Source organism: Streptomyces sp. YKOK-I1 (assembly GCF_054660435.1).
The window spans coordinates 2,482,906-2,503,781 of record NZ_BAAGDR010000001.1 but is presented as its reverse complement, the minus strand read 5'-3'; the positions used below and the strand labels follow the sequence as shown (position 1 = coordinate 2,503,781).

Sequence of the window (20,876 nt, the reverse complement as noted above, 5' to 3'; positions counted from 1 at the left end):
TGCCGTGCGGGGGCGTGTTGTGTCGTGGCGTGCGGGGTTATGGCGGGCTGTGTCGGGCGGGGTCGTGCAGGCTTGCCGGGCCGTGCCGTGCGGGGGCGTGTTGTGTCGTGGCGTGCGGGGTCGGCGGGCTGTGTCGGGCCGCGCCGGGCAGGGTCGTGCCAGACTTGCCGGGCCGCACCCGGGCCGTGGCGTGCGGGGCCGTGCCGGGCCTGCCGGGGTGTGTGTGCGGTGTTGTGGCGTGCGAGGTCGTGGCGGGCCGTGCTGGGTGTGCCGGGCCGTGCTGGGTCGGGCCGTGCCGTTCCCGCGTCAAGTCGTTCCGGGCTGTGCCCGGCCTGCCGGGCCGTTGCCGGGCCGTGCTGTTCTCGCGCCGCGCCGCGCCGTTCCCGGGTCGTGCCGGGCCCTGCTGTTCCTTGGACGGGCCGATCCGCGCCCTTCCCGTGCCGTGCCGCTCCCGTGCCGTGTCGTTCCCACGTTGCGCCGTGCCGTCACCGCGTCCCGCCACGCCACGCCTCGCCGTGCCGTTCCCGCGCCGCGTCCCGCCACGCCCCACCGTGCCGTCACCGCGCCCCACCGTGCCGTCACCGCGTCCCACCGCGCCCCGCCGTGCCGTTCCCGTGCCGCGTCCCACCGCGTCCCGCCACGCCCCGCCGTGCCGTTCCCGGGGCGGGTTCGGGCCGGGCTCGGTGGGTCTTGCCGGGGGCGACCCCTCGCCGAAGGGCATACCGGTCGGTATGCTCGGCGGAACGAAGGCAACGCCGCCGCTCCCGGGAGGACCCGTGTCCCGCACTGCCCTGCGAATCTGCCCCCTGTGCGAGGCCACCTGCGGGCTGACGCTCACCGTCGAGGGGAGCAAGGTCACCGGCGCCCGCGGTGACCGGGAGGATGTGTTCAGCAAGGGGTTCATCTGCCCCAAGGGCGCCAGTTTCGGCGCCGTGGACGGGGACCCCGACCGGCTGCGCACCCCGCTCGTCCGCCGGGGCGGCGAGCTGCGCGAGGCCACCTGGGCGGAGGCCTTCGACGCCGTCGCCGCCGGGATCCGCCCGGTCGTCGAGCGGTACGGGCCGCACTCCGTCGGGGTCGTCCTCGGCAACCCCAACGTCCACACCGTGGCCGGCGCCCTCTACCCCACCGTGCTGCTCGGCGGGCTCGGCACCCGCAGCGTCTTCACCGCCTCCACGGTCGACCAGATGCCCAAGCACGTCTCCAGCGGACTGCTCTACGGCGACGCCCTCGCCATCCCCGTGCCCGACCTGGACCGCACCGACCATCTCCTCCTCATCGGCGCCAACCCCCTGGAGTCCAACGGGAGTCTGTGCACCGCCCCCGACTTCCCCGGCAAGCTCAAGGCGCTCAAGGCCCGCGGCGGAACCCTCACCGTCATCGACCCGCGCCGCACCCGCACCGCCAAACTCGCCGACCGGCACGTGGAGATCAGGCCCGGCACCGACGCCCTCCTGCTCGCGGCGATGACGTACGTGCTCTTCGAGGAAGACCTCGTGGACCTGGGGGAGCTGGCCCCGCATCTCGAAGGGGTCGACGAAGTCCGGGACGCCGTGCGGGAGTTCGCCCCCGAGGCGGTCGCCCTCGCCTGTGACGTGGAGGCCGGGGTCATCCGGACCCTCGCCCGGGAACTCGCCGCCGCCCCCACCGCCTCGGTCTACGGCCGCATCGGCAGCTGCACGGTCCCCTTCGGCACCCTCGGCAGCTGGCTCGTCGACGTCCTCAACATCCTCACCGGCAACCTCGACCGGCCCGGCGGCGCCCTCTTCCCGCTGGCCGCGACGGACCGGACGCCCCGCCCGGCCGGCCCCGGGCGCGGCTTCCGGCTCGGCCGGTGGCACTCCCGCGTCAGCCGCCACCCCGAGGCGAAGGGCGAACTGCCGCTGTCCGCGCTCGCCGAGGAGATCGACACCGCCACCGAGGAGGGCGAGCCGATCCGCGCGCTCATCGCGGTGGCCGCCAACCCGGTGCTGTCCGCCCCGGACGGCGACCGTCTCGACAAGGCGCTCGGCGCGCTCGACTTCATGGTCAGCGTCGACCCGTACCTCAACGAGACCTCGCGCCACGCCGACGTCGTGCTGCCGCCGCCCCCGCCCGCCCAGAGCCCGCACCACGACTTCGCGCTCAACGCCCTCGCCGTGCGCAACCAGGTCCGCTACTCGCCCCCGGCCGTCCCGCTGGAGCCCGGCCGGATGGCCGAGAGCGAGATCCTCTGCCGGCTGATCCTGGCCGCCACCGGCATGCACGGCGCCGACCCGTCCGCCGTGGACGACCTGGTCATCGGCCAGACCCTCGGCAAGGCCGTCGCGGAGGCCCACTCACCGGTGCACGGCCGCGACCCCCAGGAGCTCGCCGCGCTGCTCACCGGCGAGACCGGCCCCGAACGCCGGCTCGACCTGATGCTCCGCCTCGGCCCCTACGGCGACGGCTTCGGCGCCGACCCCGACGGACTGACCTTCGCCCGTCTCCTGGAGCACCCGCACGGCATCGACCTCGGCCCGCTGCGCCCGCGCCTGCCGCAGGGCCTGAAGACCAGGAGCGGCCGGATCGAGCTGCTGCCCCCGCCGATCGCCGACGATCTCCCCCGGCTCACCGCCGCCCTGTCCGAGCGGCCCGACGGACTCCTCCTCGTCGGTCGCCGTCATCTGCGCTCCAACAACAGCTGGATGCACAACGTCCCCGCCCTCACCGGCGGCACCAACCGCTGCACCCTGCACATCCACCCCGAGGACGCCGAGCGCCTCGGCGTACGGGACGGGGCGCCGGTGCGGGTGAAGGGCGCCGGGGGAGAGGTGACCGCCCCGGCCGAGGTCACCGAGGGCGTGCGCCGGGGCGTGGTGAGCCTGCCGCACGGCTGGGGCCACGACCGGCCCGGCACCCGGCTCAGCCACGCCGCGACCGACCCCGGCGTCAACGTCAACCAGCTCCTCGACGGCAGCCTGCTGGACCCGCTGTCGGGCAACGCGGTCCTCAACGGCGTGCCCGTCGAAGTCGCCGCGCTCGTCGCAACGCCGTGACCTGGAATATTGCGCTTATTGCTCGCACGTCAACGTCTTGTTAACGCCGATTGAACGGACCTAACGTCAACGCACCGCCGACCCCCAGGTGGGATGTTCAAGGGCGAACGTTAGGTATCCATTCATGTTGACCATCCTCGGCTTCGCCATGATCGCGACCTTCCTGGTCCTGATCATGATGAAGAAGATGTCGCCGATCGCGGCGCTCGTGCTGATCCCGGCGCTGTTCTGCGTCTTCGTCGGAAAGGGCGCCAAACTCGGTGACTACGTCATCGAAGGCGTCGGCAGCCTCGCCCCGACGGCGGCGATGCTCATGTTCGCGATCGTCTACTTCGGTGTGATGATCGATGTCGGCCTCTTCGACCCGATCGTCCGGGGCATCCTGAAGTTCTGCAGGGCCGACCCGCTGCGCATCGTCGTCGGCACGGCGCTGCTCGCCGCGATCGTCTCCCTCGACGGCGACGGCTCCACCACCTTCATGATCACCGTCTCGGCGATGTACCCGCTGTACAAGCGCCTGAAGATGAGCCTGGTCGTGATGACCGGTGTGGCCGCCATGGCCAACGGCGTGATGAACACGCTGCCCTGGGGCGGCCCGACCGCCCGCGCCGCGACCGCGCTGAAGCTCGACGCGAGCGACATCTTCGTGCCGATGATCCCGGCGCTGGCCGTGGGCCTGCTCTTCGTCTTCGTCCTCGCGTACGTCCTCGGCCGCCGCGAGCGCACGCGGCTCGGCGTGCTGACGCTGGACGAGGCGCTGGAGCCCCAGGAGGCCGAGACCGTCCTCGTGGGCGCCGGCGCCGGCAGCGGTACCGAGACGAAGGCCACCGGCGGCAGCGGCGGCGCGTCCCTGCCCGAGGAGCCGCAGGACGAGGGCTTCCAGGGTCTCGACCCGAACCGGACCACCCTGCGCCCCAAGCTGTACTGGTTCAACGCGCTGCTCACGGTCACCCTGCTGACCGCCATGATCATGGAGTGGCTGCCGATCCCGGTGCTGTTCCTGCTCGGCGCCGCGGCCGCGCTCACCGTCAACTTCCCGCACATCCCCGACCAGAAGGCCCGGCTCGCCGCCCACGCCGACAACGTCCTCAACGTCTCCGGCATGGTCTTCGCCGCCGCCGTCTTCACCGGCGTCCTCCAGGGCACCGGTATGGTCGACCACATGGCCAGGTGGATGGTCGATGTCATCCCCTCCGGCATGGGCCCGCACATGGCCCTCGTCACCGGCCTGCTGAGCCTCCCGCTCACCTACTTCATGTCCAACGACGGCTTCTACTTCGGCGTCCTGCCGGTCCTCGCCGAGGCCGGCGCCGCGCACGGGGTCACACCGCTGGAGATGGCCCGCGCCTCGCTCGTCGGCCAGCCCCTGCACATGTCGAGCCCGCTCGTCCCGGCCGTCTACGTCCTGGTCGGCATGGCGAAGGTCGAGTTCGGCGACCACACCCGCTTCGTGGTCAAGTGGGCCGCCCTCACCTGTCTGGTGATCCTCGGGGCGGGCCTGCTGTTCGGCATCATCTGAGCTACCCCATGGAGGACTTCGTGAGGCCCGGCAGGAACCGCGGCTGGCTGCTCCGGCTCGTCATCGCCTTCTCCTTCGCGCAGGGGGCGGTGTCGATGGCGCGGCCCGCCGTCTCCTACCGGGCCCTCGCGCTGGGCGCCGACGAACGGGCCGTCGGCGTCATCGCGGGCGTCTACGCCCTGTTGCCGCTCTTCGCCGCCGTACCGCTCGGCCGCCGCACGGACCACGGCCGGTGCGCCCCGCTGCTGCCGGTGGGCGTGGTCCTCATCTCCGGCGGCTGCGCCCTGAGCGGCCTCGCGGGCTCCCTGTGGGCGATGGCGCTGTGGAGCGGCGTGATGGGCCTCGGCCACCTGTGCTTCGTCATCGGCTCCCAGTCGCTGGTCGCCCGCCAGTCCGCCCCGCACGAACAGGACCGCAACTTCGGCCACTTCACGATCGGCGCCTCGCTCGGCCAGCTGGTCGGCCCGATCGCGGCGGGCGCTCTGATCGCCCGCGACGACATGACGCACACCAGCGCGCTCGCCCTCCTCGTCGCGGGCGCGGGCTGCGCGGTCGCGTTCACCTCCCTCTGGCGCATCGAACACCGCGATACGGCGTCCAAGTCCCGTACGGCAGGCGGCGATCGCGTCCCCGTCGGCCGCATCCTGCGCGCCCGGGGCGTCCCGGCCGGCATCTTCGTCAGCCTCGCCGTGCTCTCCGCGACCGACATCCTCACCGCCTACCTGCCGGTGGTCGGCGAGCACCGGGGCATCGCGCCCTCCGTGATCGGTGTCCTGCTCAGCGTCCGCGCGGCGGCCACCATCGCCTGCCGGCTCGTCCTCACCCCGCTGCTGCGGCTGCTCGGCCGGGCGCTGCTGCTCGCCGTGACCTGTCTGCTGGCGGCGCTGCTGTGCGCGGGGATCGCGCTGCCGGTGCCGGTCTGGGCGCTCGGTGTGATCCTCGCCGTCCTCGGCTTCTGTCTCGGGGTGGGGCAGCCGCTGTCCATGACGACGGTCGTGCAGGCCGCGCCCGACGGTGCCCGTTCCACGGCCCTCGCGCTGCGGCTCACCGGCAACCGTCTCGGCCAGGTCGCCGCGCCCGCCACGGCGGGGCTGGTCGCCGGGGTCGCCGGGGTGGCGGCGCCCTTCGTGATGCTGGGCGCGCTGCTGCTGGTGTCGTCGGGGGTGGCCCTGCGCTCCCCGGCGAAGCCGGCCGAGCCGCGCGAGGCGGTCACCGAGCCGCGCCGCTCCGGCTCCGGCTCCGGTTCCGGCCCTGGCTCACCGGTGGGCCGTAAGAGGGAAGTAAGAGGGAAGGCCGACGGAGCGTAGGGCGAGGCTCCCGTCGTTCGGTGCGCGCATGTGACAAAGAGTCAGAAGAAGAGTGATTTGTATGAAAATCATCTGACTCGGAGGAGCCCGCATGCACGTCACGCCCCGCCCCCGCCGCGCCGGCGCCCGAATCGCCGCCCTCGCGGCCCTCACCGTCGCGGGGAGCGCCCTGACCGGGGCGCACGCCTTCGCCGCCGCCAACGGAGACGTCAAGATCCACGACGCCGAGACCGGTGTCGAACTGCCCGAGAACGACCCCCACGTCTGTCTCTTCTACATCGACGCCTTCAACTTCGACCCGAACGAGAACGCCTCCTGGACCATCGTGACCCAGCCGCCGTCCTCCGGCCCCGACGGCGCCTCCGGCGAGATCGCCCTCGACGCCACGGGGGCGGGTCGGAGCGAGGACATCTCCCTCCCCAACGGGCACTACAAACTCACCTTCACGACGGCCGACGGCGACGGCGCGGGCAAGCAGAAGGTCTTCTGGGTCGACTGCGCGTCCGGCTCGCCGAGCCCCAGCGGCAGCCCGAGCACCAGCACCAGCCCGAGCGGCAGCCCGAGCGGCAGCCCGAGCGCCAGTCCCAGCACCAGCCCGAGCGAGACGGAGACCGGTTACCCCACCGGCTACCCCAGCGGCCCGCACGGCTACCCCGGCGGCCCCCACGGCGGTCCCCCCGCCGGTGGCGGCGGGCTCGCGCGGGACGCCGCGTTCGGGCCGGTGGCCGGTGCGGCGGCCGTAGGCGTGGCCGCGGTCGGCGGAGTGGTCTGGTTCCGGCTCCGTCGCCGTCCGCATGGCGCCGCGTAGACGGAGGCGCAGGCGCAGGCCCTGGTACCGGACGCGCGCCTACCGCCTGACCCGGACGGTCGTCCTGACCGCCACGCTGGTCACGGGATGTGTGCACTGGACCCAGGACGAGGAACCCCCGGGCCCGGCGGCGGCCGGCCCGGGGGGCTCCGCCCGGGTCGCCGGGGCGGCACCCGGCGACCCCGCCGACGGCCGGGGCCCGCTCGCCACGCCCCGTCCCCAGGACGGCGACTCCCGCCCCCGGGGCGCGCCTTCCCCCGGCACGCCAGGCGACCCCCGCCCGGCGGCCGTCCCCCATCCCCTCGCCTCCGCGCGGGCCGTCCGCCTTCTCATCCCCTACCTCAGCGTGGACGCTCCGGTCATGGACCTCCGGCTCGACGACCGGCGCCGGCTGCCCGCGCCCGCCGAGAACGACGCCCACCGGGTCGGCTGGTACGCGGACGGTCCGGGACCGGGCGGCCGGGGGACCGCCGTCGCCGTCGGGCACCTCGACACGGACAGCGGTCCGGCCGTCTTCGCGGGCCTGTCGGAGCTGAGGCGGGGCAAGCTGATCGAGGTCCGCCGGGCCGACGGCCGTACCGCCGTCTACGCCGTCGACGCCCTGCGCAAGTACGAGAAGGCGCACTTCCCCAACGGGGAGGTGTACGGCGACCGCGGCCGCCCCGAGCTGCGGCTGATCACCTGCGGCGGCACCTTCCACCGCAGGACCGGCTACGACGGCAACCTCGTCGTCTTCGCCCATTTCACCCGCGTCCTCGAACCGGACCCCCGCCCCCGCTGACCCGAACCAGACCGTCCGGTTTCTCACCGGTCGGACCACGACGCCCGATCCGGGCCGTTCTCTTCCCCCGGGCGTGCACAGTCCGTTAACTTCCGTGACTCACCACATCAGTGAGCCCCCGGGGACACTTCCATGACACGCGCCATATCCCTGCACGACGTCAGCAAGGTCCACACCGGAGGGGTCCGGGCCGTGGACCGGCTGTCGCTGGACATCGAGCCCGGCGAGTTCCTGGTCCTGCTCGGGCCCTCGGGCTGCGGGAAGTCCACCGTGCTCAGAATGATCGCCGGCCTGGAGCACATCACCGAGGGCGAGGTGCTCCTCGACGGCGCGTACGCCAACGACCTCGCGCCCTCCGAGCGGAACATCGCGATGGTCTTCCAGAACTTCGCCCTCTACCCGAACATGACCGGCCGCGACAACATCGGCTTCCCGCTGCGCATCGAGACCCCCCGCGCCGACCCGGGCCCGCGGATCGAGGCCACCGCCCGGATGCTCGGCATCGAGGACCTCCTCGACCGCTTCCCCGCCCAGCTCTCCGGCGGCGAACGCCAGAGGGTCGCCATGGGCCGGGCCATCGCCCGCCACCCCTCCGCCTTCCTGATGGACGAACCGCTGTCCAACCTGGACGCCAAACTCCGCAACCACCTGCGCGCCGAGATGTCCAAACTGACCCGGGACCTGGGCGTCACCACGGTCCACGTCACCCACGACCAGGCCGAGGCCATGTCGCTCGGCGACCGGGTCGCCGTCCTGCGCGGCGGTGTCCTCCAGCAGGTGGACACCCCGCGCGCGGTCTACGCCCTGCCCCGCAACGTCTTCGTGGCCGCCTTCATCGGCACCCCGCGCATCAACCTCCTGCGCGGTGTGGTCCGCGCCCCGCTCGACGGGGCGATGACGGTCGGCCTCGGCAAGCAGGCCCTGCGGCTGCCCGAGCCGCTCTGTCTGGACCACCGGCTGCTGCGGGTGCAGCAGGGCCGCGAGGTGATCGTCGGGCTGCGCTCGGAGGCCGTACGTATCGCCACCGCCGCCGAGGCCCGCCCCGAGGAGACCCACATCACCGGGCTCGTGGAGCATGTGGAGTTCCAGGGTCACGAGGTCCTCGTCCACTTCGACACCGGCTCGAGCCCCGCTCTCGTCCCCGAGCTGGAGGCGCCCCGCCCGGTGCCGCGCCCGACCCGGCGCCGCCCCCGCGAGGGCGGGGTGCTCGGGCGCCTGCGGGGACGCGCGGGCGGTCTGCGGGCCGGACCCGTCGTCGCCCTGGACGAGCCGGCGGAACAGGACCGGCCGTCCGGTACCCCGCAGGTGCGCGTCCCCGGCGACCTGGTGGTCCGCACCACCCCCGACTTCGACCTCCGGTACGGCATGCAGGTCCCCCTCCTCGTGGACACCGCCCATCTCTTCGTCTTCGACCAGCACGGCGAGCGCATCTGCCCGGCCCCGGCGCGGCTGCCCGACCTGGAGGAGTGAGCAGGCGCACTCCCGTGCGGTGACGCGGTCGCCCCGGCGGCCCTGGTGCCGGAAAACTAACGACGCTAGTTTAGGGCGCGGACGACCACCACCGCCGGAGGGAACGCGATGAAGGCACACGACGGCATCTATCTCGACGGCGCCTGGCGCCCCGCCGCCGGCCGGGATGTGATCGAGGTCGTCGACCCGGCCGACGAGCAGGTGATCGCCCGGGTCCCGGCCGGTGACGCCGAGGACGTCGACGCCGCCGTACGGGCCGCGCGCGCCGCGCTCCCCGGCTGGGCGGCCACCCCGCCCGCCGCGCGCGCCGCCCGGCTGACCGCGCTCCGGGACGTCCTGGCGCACCGCAAGGACGAGATCGCCGAGACCGTCACCGCCGAACTCGGCTCGCCGCCCGCCTTCTCCCAGGCGGTCCACGCGGGCCTGCCGATCGCGGTCGCGGGCTCCTACGCCGAACTCGCCGCCACCCACTCCTTCGAGGAGAAGGTCGGCAACTCCACCGTCCTGCACGAGCCGGTCGGCGTGGTCGCCGCCATCACGCCCTGGAACTACCCGCTGCACCAGATCGTCGCCAAGGCCGCCCCGGCCCTGGCCGCCGGCTGCACGGTGGTCCTCAAGCCCGCCGAGGACACCCCGCTCACCGCCCAGCTCTTCGCCGAGGCGGTCCACGAGGCCGGGGTTCCGGCCGGGGTGTTCAACCTCGTCACCGGCCTCGGTCCGGTCGCCGGGCAGGCCCTCGCCGGGCATCCCGGCGTCGACCTGGTCTCCTTCACCGGCTCCACCGCCGTCGGACGGCAGATCGCCGCCACCGCCGGCGCCGCGATCAAGAAGGTGGCCCTGGAGCTCGGCGGCAAGTCCGCCAATGTCATCCTGCCGAGCGCCGACCTCGCCAGGGCGGTCCATGTCGGCGTCGCCAACGTGATGTCCAACTCCGGCCAGACGTGCAGCGCCTGGACCCGCATGCTGGTCCACCGCGACCACTACGACGAGGCCGTCGAACGTGCCGCGACCGCCGCCGCCAAGTACGCCGACCGCATCGGGCCGCTGGTGAACGCCCAGCAGCTCGCGCGGGTGCGGAGCTACATCGAGAAGGGCCTCGCCGAGGGCGCCCGGCTGGTCGCGGGCGGCCCCGAATCGCCGCGCGAGCGCGGCTACTTCGTCGCGCCGACCGTCTTCGCCGACGTCACGCCCGAGATGACGATCGCCCAGGAGGAGATCTTCGGCCCGGTCCTGTCGATCCTGCGCTACGAGGACGAGGAGGACGCCCTGCGGATCGCCAACGGCACGGTCTACGGCCTGGCCGGCGCGGTCTGGGCGGGGGAGGAGACCGAGGCGGTCGCCTTCGCCCGGCGCATGGACACCGGCCAGGTCGACATCAACGGGGGCCGCTTCAACCCCCTCGCCCCGTTCGGCGGCTACAAGCAGTCGGGCGTCGGCCGGGAGCTCGGCGCGCACGGTCTCGCCGAGTACCTGCAGACCAAGTCCCTTCAGTTCTGAGGAGGTTGCCGCCATGGTCCGCGCCGCCGTGCTCCCCGCCGTGGGTGCTCCCCTGGAGATCACCGACATCGACCTCCCGGAGCCCGGCCCCGGCCAGGTCCGGGTGCGTCTCGCCGCCGCCGGGGTCTGCCACTCCGATCTGTCCCTGTCCGACGGCACCATGCGGGTGCCCGTCCCCGCGGTCCTCGGCCATGAGGGCGCGGGCACGGTCGTGTCCGTGGGCGAAGGGGTCGCCCGGGTGGCGCCCGGCGACCGGGTCGTCCTCAACTGGGCCCCGTCCTGCGGGAGCTGCCACGCCTGCGGACTCGGCGAGGTCTGGCTGTGCGCCAACGCGCTGACCGGCTTCGCCGACGTCTACGCCCGCACCGCCGACGGCACCGACCTCCACCCCGGTCTGAACGTCGCCGCGTTCGCCGAGGAGACCGTCGTCGGCGCCCCCTGCGTCCTGCCGCTGCCCGACGGCGTCCCCCTCGTCGACGCGGCCCTCCTGGGCTGCGCGGTCCTCACCGGATACGGCGCGATCCATCACGCGGCACGCGTCCGCCCCGGTGAGACCGTCGCCGTCTTCGGGGTGGGCGGGGTGGGCCTGGCCACCCTCCAGGCCGCCCGGATCGCCGGCGCCTCCACGATCGTCGCCGTGGACGTCTCCCCGGAGAAGGAGGAGCTGGCGCGGGCGGCGGGCGCCACCGCGTACGTGGTCGCCTCCGAGCAGACGGCCCGTGAGATCCGCGGCCTCACCGGCAGGCAGGGTGTCGACGTGGCCGTGGAATGCGTGGGCCGCGCCGTGACCATCCGCACGGCGTGGGAGTCCACCCGGCGCGGCGGCCGCACCACGGTCGTCGGCATCGGCGGCAAGGACCAGCAGGTCACCTTCAACGCCCTGGAGCTCTTCCACTGGGGCAGGACCCTGTCCGGCTGCGTCTACGGCAACGCGAACCCGGCCGAGGACCTGCCGGTGCTCGCCGACCACGTCCGCGCCGGCCGTCTCGACCTCTCCGCCCTGGTCACCGGACACATCGCCCTCGACGGCATCCCGGCGGCCTTCGAGAACATGCTCGCGGGCAAGGGCGGCCGGTCCCTGGTGGTCTTCTAGGCCTTCCGGGGGGGCGCTCCCGGTCCTTTTCCGACTCTTTCCCCTCCCTTTGGCCGGACCCGGTTGCGGGCCCGGCCGAAAAGCCCCGTGCGCAAGTCGTTGACCACATACCGTCCGGTCAGTATGTTCCCGGGAACGTCCCCACCGCACCCACTGGAGTGTGCTCGTATGGACACGTTCCCCACCGCTCACCCGACCCCCACCGCGGCCCCGGCGACCACCCATCGCCGCCGCGTCGCCACCGCCGCCGCCCTCGCCTCGGCCGTCGAGTGGTACGACTACTTCGTCTTCGGCATCGCCGCCGCCCTCGTCCTGGGCGATCTCTACTTCCCGGCCGGCAGCTCCACCACCGGTGTCCTGGCCGCCTTCGCCACCTTCGGCGTCGGCTTCCTGGCCCGCCCGCTCGGCGGCATCGTCGCGGGCCAGCTCGGCGACAAACGCGGCCGCAAGCCCATGCTGGTCCTCGCGCTCACCCTGATGGGTGTGGCCACCACCGCCATCGGCCTCCTCCCCACCTACGACACCATCGGCGTCGCCGCGCCGATCCTGCTGGTCCTCCTCCGGGTCGTCCAGGGCGTCGCGGTCGGCGCCCAGTGGGGCGGCGCGATGCTGCTGGCCACCGAGTACGCCCCCGAGGGCAAGCGGGGCCTCTACGGCAGCGTCGTCCAACTCGGCGTCCCCATCGGCGTGGTGACCGCCAACACCGCCTTCCTCCTCGCCGGCGCCCTCACCACCGACACCGCCTTCGCCGCCTGGGGCTGGCGCGTCCCCTTCGTCGTCGGCCTGTTCGTCCTCGTCCTCGCCCGCTACATCCACACCCGCGTCGAGGAGACCCCCGAATTCCGCGCCGCCGAAAGGGCGTTGAACGAGCAGGAGAAGTCCGAGCAGAGCTCCCCGCTGCGCACGATCCTGCGCGAGCACCTCGGCACGGTCCTGCTGGCGGGCGGCTCCTTCGCCGTGAACACCGCCGCCTTCTACATCCTCATCACCGGCGTCCTCGACTACACCACCCGTGAACTCGGTATGGACCGCGGACCCGTGCTCGCCGTCTCCCTCGGCGTCAGCCTCACCCAGCTCGCCCTGATCCCGGTCTCCGCCGCGCTCTCCGACCGTCTCGGCCGCATCCGGATCTACGCCTTCGGCGCGGTCGGCATCGCCCTGTGGGCCGTACCGCTGTTCCTGCTGATCGACACCGGCTCACTGCTGTGGCTCGCGGTCGGCACCTTCGTCGCCAGCTGCTTCCTCAGCATCATGTACGGCCCCCAGGCCGCTCTCTTCGCCGAACTGTTCACCCCCGAGATGCGCTACACCGGCGCCTCCCTGGGCTACCAGATCGCCGCGGTCGCCGGCGGCGGCCTGGCCCCCTTCGTCATGGTCCTGCTGCTGGAGGCGACGGGCACCTCGCTCGCGGTCTCGGCCTACCTCGTCGCCCTCGCCGTGCTCGCGCTGATCTCCATCAAGGTCCTCGCGGGCCGGGCCCGTTCACGCTGACACGTCCTCCTGCGCGGGCCGCGGCCGCACCGCCGCGGCCCGCCGTCCCTTCGACCGCGACACCGCCACACCCGCCAGACACAGCGCCCCGCCCGCCAGCGTCAGCAGCCCCGGCACCTCGCCCAGCGCCAGCCACGACATCAGGACCACCAGCGCGGGCACGGCGTACGTCGTCGCCCCCATCCGCCCGGCCGTCGTCCGGGCCAGCGCGTACGCCCAGGTGGTGAAGGCCAGCGCGGTCGGGACGACCCCCAGATAGACCATGTCGAGGGTGGCGGACAGCGGGGCGTCCGCCGCCTCCCGCACCAGCTGCCCGGCGAACGGCAGACACAGCACCGCCCCCACCGCGCACCCGAACGCCGTCACCTGGAGCGCGCTCGCCTGCCCGAGCGCCGGCTTCTGTGCCACCACCCCGCCCGCGTACGCCACGGCCGCCGCCAGACACAGCACCACGCCGAGCAGCGAGGACCCGCCCCCGCCCGACATCGACAGCCCCACGGTCACCGCCCCCGCGAAGGACACCGCCATCCCCGCCAGCAGCCTCGGCGGCAGGGCGTCCCCGAGCAGCCGCGCGCCCAGCAGCGCGATGAGCAGCGGGCCGATGTTCACGACCAGGGCCGCCGTTCCCGCGTCCACCTGCTGCTCGCCCCAGTTCAGGACCACCATGTACACGCCGAACCAGAGCACGCCCGAGACCGTGATCCCCCGCCAGGCGGCCTTCGGCGGCCACCCCTCACGCCGTACGGCGCACAGGACCCCCAGCACCAGCGCACCGGACAGCAGCCGGCCCAGCGCCAGCGCGCCCGGGGAGTAGGCGTCCCCGGCGCTGCGGATCGCCACGAAGGCGGAGGCCCAGGCGACCACGGTGAAGCCGGCCGCACCCGCGGCGAGCAGCTCCGGACGACGTGCGGTGTTCATCATGCTCCCGAGGCTGGAGACGTGCGGGGGGACGGAGCTCGCGGCATTCGGACGGGGACGTCCGGGTTTCCCGCTCGGCTCAGGCCAACGCGCCCTGCCGGATGCCCAGCAGTTCGGCCAGGGCGCGCTCGCCCTCCGAGGTCACCCGGACCGCCCGCTCGGAGCCGATCCGCTCGCACCAGCCCGCGTCGAGGGCGTGCCGGCACAGGGCCGCGCCCGCGACACCGGCGAGGTGCGGACGGCGCTCGGTCCAGTCGAGACAGGCCCGGGCCAGCGGACGGCGGCCCGCCCGGTCCAGCGGGATGCCGGCGCCGGCGAACCAGGCCAGCCCCGCGTCGGTCAGCGCGAAGCCGGTGTCCTGGCGCAGCAGCCCGCGCGCGGTGAGCGCGTCGGTGACCGCGATGCCGAGGCGTCCGGCGAGATGGTCGTAGCAGGTGCGGCCACGCGCCATCGCCGACCCCGCGTTCGCGGCTCTCAGTGTGTGCGGCCGCGCGTCCGGGTCCGGGGCGACCTGGGCCGCGAGGTCCTCCACGAGCTGGGCGACCCGGGCGTCGGCGAGCCGGACGTACCGATGCCGACCCTGCCGTTCCTCGGCGAGCAGCCCGCCCGCGACCAGCTTGCCCAGGTGCTCGCTCAGCGTGGACGCGGCCACGCCCGCGTGGCGGGCCAGCTCACCCGCCGTCCAGGCCGTGCCGTCCAGCAGGGCGAGCAGGCAGGTGGCGCGGGTCTCGTCGGCGACGAGGGCCGCGAGGGCGGCCAGCCCCGGTGCCCTCGCGTCCCTGGTGGTCATGTGTTCCAGGATGGGGGACGGACGGTTCGGCGGGCGCCGAACGATGCCGGCGAGGTCAGGACAGTTGACGATGTTGTGTTGCCAGCCCGTCCAGTAGGGCCGTCAGGCCCGTTTCGAACGCACGTTCGTCGATCTTCTCCTGCTGCTCGGCCAGGAGGTGGGCCTGCCCCAGGTGGGGGTAGTCGGCGGGGTCGTAGGCCGTCGCGTCGTCCACGAAACCGCCGGCGAACGAACCCAGCGCCGAGCCCATGATGAAGTAGCGCATCAGCGCGCCGATGGAGGTGGCCTGGGCGGGCGGCCAGCCGGCCGCGACCATCGCGCCGTAGACGGCGTCGGCGACCCGGAGTCCGGCCGGGCGGCGGCCGGGGCCCTGGGCGAGGACCGGGACGATGTTCGGGTGGTCGCGCAGGGCGGCGCGGTAGGAGACCGCCCAGTCGTGCAGCGCGGTCCGCCACTCGCGGCCGTCCTCGAACATCGACAGGTCGATCTGGGCGCTCACCGAGTCGGCGACGGCCTCCAGGATCTCGTCCTTGGTGCGGAAGTGGTTGTAGAGCGAGGGCCCGCTGACCCCCAGTTCGGCGGCGAGCCGGCGCGTGGAGAGGGCCGGCAGGCCCTCCGCGTCCACCAGCATCCGTGCGGTCTCGACGATCCGGTCGGTGCTGAGAAGGGGCTTGCGCGGTCGGGCCATGGCGCACATAGTAGAGCTGCGGAAATAAACTAGCAGTGCTAATTTACGGCTGGGGTGATCTCGTGGTGCATCTGGGGCTCGACGACGAGCAGGAGGCCGTACGGCAGCTGGCCCGGGACTTCGTCGAGCGCGAGATCGCCCCGCACGTCGTCGCCTGGGACCGCGCCGAGGAGGTGGACCGGGGCATCGTGAAGAAGCTCGGCGAGGTCGGCTTCCTGGGGCTGACGATCGACGAGGAGTACGGCGGATCCGGCGGCGACCATCTGGCGTACTGCCTGGTCACGGAGGAGCTGGGGCGCGGTGACTCGTCGGTGCGCGGGATCGTCTCCGTCTCGCTCGGGCTGGTCGCGAAGACGATCGCGTCCTTCGGGAGCGAGGAGCAGAAGCGGCGCTGGCTGCCCGGGCTGACCTCCGGCGCGCTCGTCGGCTGCTTCGGCCTCACCGAGCCCGGCACCGGTTCGGACGCCGGCAACCTCGCCACCCGGGCGGTTCGCGAGGGCGACGAGTTCGTGATCAACGGCAGCAAGATGTTCATCACCAACGGCACCTGGGCCGACGTCGTCCTGCTGTTCGCCCGCTCCACGGACGCCCCCGGCCACCGGGGCGTCTCCGCCTTCCTGGTCCCCACCGACACCCCCGGCCTCACCCGCCGCACCGTCCACGGCAAGCTCGGTCTGCGCGGCCAGGCCACCGCCGAACTGGTCCTCGAGGACGTGCGGGTGCCCGCGTCCGCCCTGCTCGGCGCGGAGGGCAAGGGCTTCTCGGTCGCCATGTCCGCCCTCGCCAAGGGCCGGATGTCGGTCGCGGCGGGCTGTGTCGGCATCGCCCAGGCCGCGCTGGACGCGGCCGTGCGGTACGCGGGCGAGCGCGAGCAGTTCGGCCGGAGCATCGCCCACCACCAGCTGATCCAGGAGCTGATCAGCGACATCGCCGTGGACGTCGACGCGGCCCGGCTGCTGACCTGGCGGGTCGCCGATCTGATCGACCGCGGGCTGCCGTTCGCCGTCGAGTCCTCCAAGGCCAAGCTCTTCGCCTCCGAGGCCGCCGTGCGCGCCGCCAACAACGCCCTCCAGGTCTTCGGCGGCTACGGCTACATCGACGAGTACCCGGCGGGCAAGCTGCTGCGGGACGCCCGGGTGATGACCCTGTACGAGGGCACCAGCCAGATCCAGAAGCTGGTCATCGGGCGGGCGCTGACGGGCGTCTCGGCGTTCTGAGTATCCGTCTGAGTACCCGAACGGATGTGGTGCGCGCCACATCGGCGGGATCCTGTCGCCCATGAGTGACACACCGGTCAAACAGCAGAACACGGCCGCGTTCTACGGGCAGGCCGTCGCGTCCTTCGCCGTCGCCATGGCGGCCACGGCGATCGGGATCTACCGGATGAACGCCGACGCCTGGGTGCGCGCGTTCCTGGCCGTCGCGGTCCTGTACCTGGTGACCTCCTCCTTCACCCTGGCGAAGGTGATCCGTGACCGGCAGGAGGCGGGGACGATCGTCAGCCGGGTCGACCAGGCCCGGCTGGAGAAGCTGCTCGCCGAGCACGACCCCTTCGAGAAGATCTGAGCGCTCCGCGGGACCCGAGGGTTTCCCCTGCGCTGAGCGGCCACTCTAAGCGGCCGCTCACCTTCGGCGGTATGGTGGAGCGACTGTACCGAGAGGGGCGAGCGAGGGATGAGTACGGCTCAGGAGACGGCCGGCGGCGAGATCGAGCCGTGGGACGAGGTCACCCCTGACGCGGCCCGGCGACTGCTCGTCGCCGCTGTGGAGGCCTTCGCCGAACGCGGCTACCACGCGACGACGACCCGCGACATCGCGGGACGCGCGGGCATGAGCCCGGCCGCCCTGTACATCCACTACAAGACCAAGGAAGAGCTGCTCCACCGCATCAGCCGGATCGGTCACGACCGTGCGCTGGACATCCTGCGCACGGCGGCGGCCGGTGAGGGCAGCGCGACCCAGCGGCTCGCGGAGGCCGTGAGCTCCTTCGTCCGCTGGCATGCCGGGCGGCGCACCACGGCCCGGGTCGTCCAGTACGAACTGGACGCCCTCGGTCCCGACGCCCGCGCCGAGATCCTCGGACTGCGCCGGCAGGTCGACGCCGAGGTGCGCGGGATCATCCAGGACGGTGTGACGGCGGGGGAGTTCCAGGTCATCGACGTGCACGGCACCACGCTCGCCGTGCTCTCCCTCTGCATCGACGTGGCCCGCTGGTTCAACGTCGACGGTCCCCGCACGCCCGAGGAGGTCGGCGCGCTCTACGCCGACCTCGTGCTGCGGATGGTGGGCGCGGGGGAGTAGCCCTACAGGTAGTACCGGGAGACGGACTCCGCGACACACACCGGCTTGTCCCCGCCCTCGCGCTCCACGCTGAAGGCGACGGTGACCTGGACGCCGCCGGTCACGTCCTCGACGCCGGTGATCGTCGCGGTGGCGCGCAGCCGGGAGCCGACCGGGACGGGGGAGGGGAAACGCACCTTGTTCGTCCCGTAGTTGACGCCCATCTTCACGTTCTCGACGGTGATCAGCTGCGGTCCGAACAGCGGCAGCAGGGACAGCGTCAGATAGCCGTGGGCGATGGTCGTCCCGAACGGGCCCGCCGCGGCCTTCTCCGGGTCGATGTGGATCCACTGGTGGTCACCGGTGGCGTCGGCGAACAGATCGATCCGCTTCTGGTCGATCTCCAGCCAGTCGGTGTACCCCAGCTGCTCACCCACCGCCGCCCTCAGTTCCTCGGCGGACGTGAAGATCCTCGGCTCTGCCATGTCGTCTCGGGCCCTCTCGCGCGGTCTCATCTGCTAAGCGACTGCTTAGCATGGTAGCGGACGGGGGCGGTAGGGTTCGAGGGGTGCCGCAGATTCCCGAGAAGGTCCATGAGCTCACGGTCGGGCAGCTCGCCGCGCGCAGTGGTGCCGCCGTCTCCGCGCTGCACTTCTACGAGTCCAAGGGGCTGATCGCCAGCCGCCGTACCGCGGGCAACCAGCGCCGCTACCACCGCGACACGCTCCGCAGGGTCGCCTTCGTGCGGGCCGCCCAGCGGGTCGGGATCCCGCTCGCCACGATCCGCGAGGCGCTGCTGGAACTTCCCGAGGAGCGCACGCCCACCCGGGAGGACTGGGCGCGGCTCTCCGCGCGGTGGCGGGCGGAACTGGACCGGCGCATCCAGCAGCTCAACCGCCTCCGCGACCACCTGACCGACTGCATCGGCTGCGGCTGCCTCTCGCTGGACACGTGCGTGCTGTCCAACCCGGACGACGTGTTCGGCGACCGCCTCACGGGATCGCGACTGCTCGGGGAACGGCGGAAGTAGGGGGCGCGGCGTCCGTCGAACGGCTGCGGCGCCGTCGTGGCCCTTCGCGCAGTTCCCCGCACCCCTCAAACCCCAAACCGCCCAGCTGCGGGCAGTCGTGCTGCTGGGGAGCGGCACGGGTGGGCGCGGCGGCACCCCGTCAGCGCCGGACCGCGCGACCCACCCCCGGCCCGCGCGGCCCCAGGGTCACTCGTACTCCGTGCCGCCCTTCCGTGTCAGATAGGCGCCGCTCACCGCCTTCGCGATCGCCCGGCCCCCGGTGACCGTGCTGTACCGCTCGACCGCGGGGCGGATCACCACGCCCTCCCGCAGATGCAGCCCGCGCCCGGACACGGTCTCCCGGCCGGTCGCGATCCCGAGGACGGCATCGCTGTCGTACGGCCCCTCGAACAGCCGGGGTACCAGCGGCAGTTCGCCCTCCAGCAGCCCCGTCACCTCCGCCGTGTCCAGCCACCGCACCACGCCCCCGACCTCCACGGACACATCGAACACCGCGTACCCGAGGGTCTCGCGCCGTCCGTCCGCGCCGTACGTCAGATCCTGCACCCCCGCGCCGAACACCTCCCCGAAGACACCGACCCGCCGCGCCCCGAGCCGCTCGGCGACGCGGGCCGCCGCCTCGGCGACGCCGTGTCCGCGCACCGCCCGCCAGTACAGGTTCCGCGGATCCTCCGTCAGCGCCAGCGACTTCGCGCCGAAGCCCTTCGAGGACACGTACACCCGCTTGTCGCCTGCGACATACGTCAGCAGGCACGCCGAGCCGTGCAGCTTCTCGGTGAGGACCACGGGCTCGCCGGGCTCGAAGATGCCGGGGTAGCGCTGGATGTTCTCGATGTCGACCCACGGCAGCAGATCCGCCGCCGCCTCGACGTCCCCGCTCATGGTGGGCGGGATCGGCGGCACCCACTTCACGATGCCGAGCCGCTCCGCGAAGTCGGTGCCCTCCGCGGCCGCCCGCAGCAGATCGACCTCCGCCAGCGCGCCCGGCCGGCACACGATCCCCTGCGACAGCTCGCCCCGCAGCCGCACCGCCTTCACCCGGTCGGACCTGCTGCCCGCCAGGCGTCCGGACAGCCCCAGCTCCTCCACCAGTTCGAGCGGCAGCACCGCCTGCTCGGGGATGTAGAGGGCGGCCTCACCGGTGCGGTACGCGCCCTTGGCGACGACGGCCCGGTACAGGCCGACCTGGGCCAGTTCGAGGGCGTCCGCGTTGGGGTGTTCGTGCACGGTCAGGACTTCGGCGGTGACGCGCAGCGTCGACATCGAGGAGCTCCTTCGGTTCATCGGTTCGGTTTCATCACCCCCAACTGTCCTTGTGGGAAAGGGCTGGAGCGAACCGTTTAGAACCTGGTACCAAGGGGGGTGCGGCATCCCCGGCGCACCCCCGGTGGGGGACCTCAGGCCGACACCGACACCAGCAGCCGTCCGCGCCGGGCGTACGCCAGGGCCTCAGGGGTGAGGACGGGCCGCGGCACGAGGATGCCGCAGTCCGTGCAGACCGGACCCGACGACGGTTCGTGGTCCAGGTCGTACTTCCACTGGAGGCGTTCACCCCCGCAGACCGGGCAGGAGTGGCCCGGTTCGCGCTCCAGCGCGCTGATCAGCCGGCGCAGCACCTCGGCCAGCGGCGCACGGGGGTGCACCCGCGGGTCGTCGCACCACGCCACGCCGAAGCCGCCCCAGGTGAGCCGGTGCCAGTCGTCGACACTGCCCGGCCTGCGCAGCCCGTCGTGCTTCTCCTTCTTGCGGCGCTCGGCGAACTCGACCTCGTAGGCCAGCCAGACCACCCGCGCCTCCTCCAGCTCGTCCAACGCGGCCACGAGCCGCGCCGGGTCGGGGGAGCGGTCCTCGGGTCCGAACCCGGCCCGGGAGCACAGATGGTCCCAGGTCGCCCTGTGCCCGTAGGGAGCGAACCGCTCAAGGCACTTGCGGAGCGAGTAACGCCGCAGTGCCAGATCGCACCGAGCGTCTCGCGCCTGTCTCGCCAGACTCCGGAAACCCGCCATCGCCTTGCACCTCCGTCACATCTGCACCTGTACTTCGGTCACTTCGGCGTCGTCGTACGGACGTCGTCGAATAGACGTATCGACATGCGATTCGGCTCCCTCCGATCTTCACGGGCAGCCACCTGCCGAAAACTTGACGCATGTTCATCTTCAATCCCGGGGATACCGCCGGTAACCTTCC

Annotated in this window: 19 protein-coding genes; 13 read left to right on the top strand and 6 right to left on the bottom strand. The window is 72.9% G+C overall.

Going from position 1 to position 20,876, the window contains the following annotated elements:
* Positions 1-776: 776 nt before the first annotated feature.
* From ACYQ8Q_RS10630 to ACYQ8Q_RS10590, 9 genes are all read left to right on the top strand, one after another.
* Complete coding sequence (locus ACYQ8Q_RS10630; RefSeq protein WP_460063931.1) at positions 777-3,017, top strand: molybdopterin oxidoreductase family protein; 2,241 nt, start codon at positions 777-779, stop codon at positions 3,015-3,017.
* A gap of 124 nt (positions 3,018-3,141) precedes the next feature.
* The gene (locus ACYQ8Q_RS10625) at positions 3,142-4,536 is read left to right on the top strand and encodes a CitMHS family transporter (RefSeq protein WP_460063929.1); all 1,395 of its coding nucleotides are present in this window, start codon (positions 3,142-3,144) and stop codon (positions 4,534-4,536) included.
* Between the two features lie 20 nt (positions 4,537-4,556).
* Positions 4,557-5,843 carry an MFS transporter gene (locus tag ACYQ8Q_RS10620; protein ID WP_460063927.1) on the top strand — a complete coding sequence of 429 codons (1,287 nt, stop codon included), beginning with the start codon at positions 4,557-4,559 and terminating at the stop codon, positions 5,841-5,843.
* A 91-nt stretch (positions 5,844-5,934) separates the two neighbouring features.
* Positions 5,935-6,651, top strand: a complete 717-nt coding sequence (locus ACYQ8Q_RS10615) for a hypothetical protein (RefSeq protein WP_460063925.1) — start codon at positions 5,935-5,937, stop codon at positions 6,649-6,651.
* The gene (locus tag ACYQ8Q_RS10610; protein WP_460063922.1) at positions 6,638-7,432 is read left to right on the top strand and encodes a class F sortase; all 795 of its coding nucleotides are present in this window, start codon (positions 6,638-6,640) and stop codon (positions 7,430-7,432) included. Before ACYQ8Q_RS10615 ends, ACYQ8Q_RS10610 begins: the two co-directional genes overlap by 14 nt.
* Positions 7,433-7,564: 132 nt before the next feature.
* Complete coding sequence (locus ACYQ8Q_RS10605; RefSeq protein ID WP_460063921.1) at positions 7,565-8,902, top strand: ABC transporter ATP-binding protein; 1,338 nt, start codon at positions 7,565-7,567, stop codon at positions 8,900-8,902.
* Between the two features lie 108 nt (positions 8,903-9,010).
* Positions 9,011-10,399 carry an aldehyde dehydrogenase family protein gene (locus ACYQ8Q_RS10600; protein WP_460063920.1) on the top strand — a complete coding sequence of 463 codons (1,389 nt, stop codon included), beginning with the start codon at positions 9,011-9,013 and terminating at the stop codon, positions 10,397-10,399.
* A 13-nt stretch (positions 10,400-10,412) separates the two neighbouring features.
* Entirely contained in the window at positions 10,413-11,492 is a 1,080-nt protein-coding gene (locus ACYQ8Q_RS10595; RefSeq protein ID WP_460063917.1) for a Zn-dependent alcohol dehydrogenase, read from the top strand.
* A gap of 168 nt (positions 11,493-11,660) precedes the next feature.
* A complete protein-coding gene (locus ACYQ8Q_RS10590; RefSeq protein WP_460063916.1) occupies positions 11,661-12,983 on the top strand; it encodes an MFS transporter in 1,323 nt (440 codons plus the stop codon).
* Here ACYQ8Q_RS10590 and ACYQ8Q_RS10585 read toward each other — a convergent pair.
* The 3 genes from ACYQ8Q_RS10585 to ACYQ8Q_RS10575 form a co-directional block, all read right to left on the bottom strand.
* Positions 12,975-13,901, bottom strand: coding sequence for a DMT family transporter (locus tag ACYQ8Q_RS10585; RefSeq protein ID WP_460073248.1), 927 nt, complete (start codon positions 13,899-13,901; stop codon positions 12,975-12,977). The two genes, ACYQ8Q_RS10590 and ACYQ8Q_RS10585, sit on opposite strands and share 9 nt — an antisense overlap.
* Before the next feature lie 79 nt (positions 13,902-13,980).
* Positions 13,981-14,691, bottom strand: coding sequence for an ArsR/SmtB family transcription factor (locus ACYQ8Q_RS10580; RefSeq protein ID WP_460063915.1), 711 nt, complete (start codon positions 14,689-14,691; stop codon positions 13,981-13,983).
* Between the two features lie 55 nt (positions 14,692-14,746).
* Positions 14,747-15,379, bottom strand: coding sequence for a TetR/AcrR family transcriptional regulator (locus ACYQ8Q_RS10575; RefSeq protein WP_460063913.1), 633 nt, complete (start codon positions 15,377-15,379; stop codon positions 14,747-14,749).
* Between the two features lie 65 nt (positions 15,380-15,444).
* On the opposite strand from ACYQ8Q_RS10575, the gene ACYQ8Q_RS10570 reads away from it, so the two are divergent.
* From ACYQ8Q_RS10570 to ACYQ8Q_RS10560, 3 genes are all read left to right on the top strand, one after another.
* Entirely contained in the window at positions 15,445-16,596 is a 1,152-nt protein-coding gene (locus ACYQ8Q_RS10570) for an acyl-CoA dehydrogenase family protein (RefSeq protein ID WP_460073247.1), read from the top strand.
* A 61-nt stretch (positions 16,597-16,657) separates the two neighbouring features.
* Positions 16,658-16,945 carry a YiaA/YiaB family inner membrane protein gene (locus tag ACYQ8Q_RS10565; protein WP_055634839.1) on the top strand — a complete coding sequence of 96 codons (288 nt, stop codon included), beginning with the start codon at positions 16,658-16,660 and terminating at the stop codon, positions 16,943-16,945.
* 108 nt (positions 16,946-17,053) lie between these two features.
* On the top strand, positions 17,054-17,680 hold the full coding sequence (locus ACYQ8Q_RS10560; protein ID WP_460063910.1) for a TetR/AcrR family transcriptional regulator: 627 nt from the start codon (positions 17,054-17,056) through the stop codon (positions 17,678-17,680).
* Between the two features lie 2 nt (positions 17,681-17,682).
* Here ACYQ8Q_RS10560 and ACYQ8Q_RS10555 read toward each other — a convergent pair whose 3' ends face one another.
* Positions 17,683-18,144 carry a MaoC family dehydratase gene (locus tag ACYQ8Q_RS10555; RefSeq protein ID WP_460063908.1) on the bottom strand — a complete coding sequence of 154 codons (462 nt, stop codon included), beginning with the start codon at positions 18,142-18,144 and terminating at the stop codon, positions 17,683-17,685.
* Between the two features lie 83 nt (positions 18,145-18,227).
* Between ACYQ8Q_RS10555 and soxR the strand changes: the two genes are divergently transcribed.
* Positions 18,228-18,689: a redox-sensitive transcriptional activator SoxR gene (gene soxR / locus ACYQ8Q_RS10550; protein WP_460063906.1), complete on the top strand. Its 462-nt coding sequence runs from the start codon at positions 18,228-18,230 to the stop codon at positions 18,687-18,689.
* A 186-nt stretch (positions 18,690-18,875) separates the two neighbouring features.
* Here soxR and ACYQ8Q_RS10545 read toward each other — a convergent pair whose 3' ends face one another.
* Positions 18,876-19,952 (bottom strand): RNA ligase (ATP), encoded by a 1,077-nt coding sequence (locus ACYQ8Q_RS10545; RefSeq protein WP_460063904.1) that lies wholly within the window; start codon positions 19,950-19,952, stop codon positions 18,876-18,878.
* Between the two features lie 134 nt (positions 19,953-20,086).
* Positions 20,087-20,695, bottom strand: a complete 609-nt coding sequence (locus tag ACYQ8Q_RS10540; RefSeq protein WP_460063902.1) for a hypothetical protein — start codon at positions 20,693-20,695, stop codon at positions 20,087-20,089.
* Positions 20,696-20,876 lie beyond the last annotated feature (181 nt).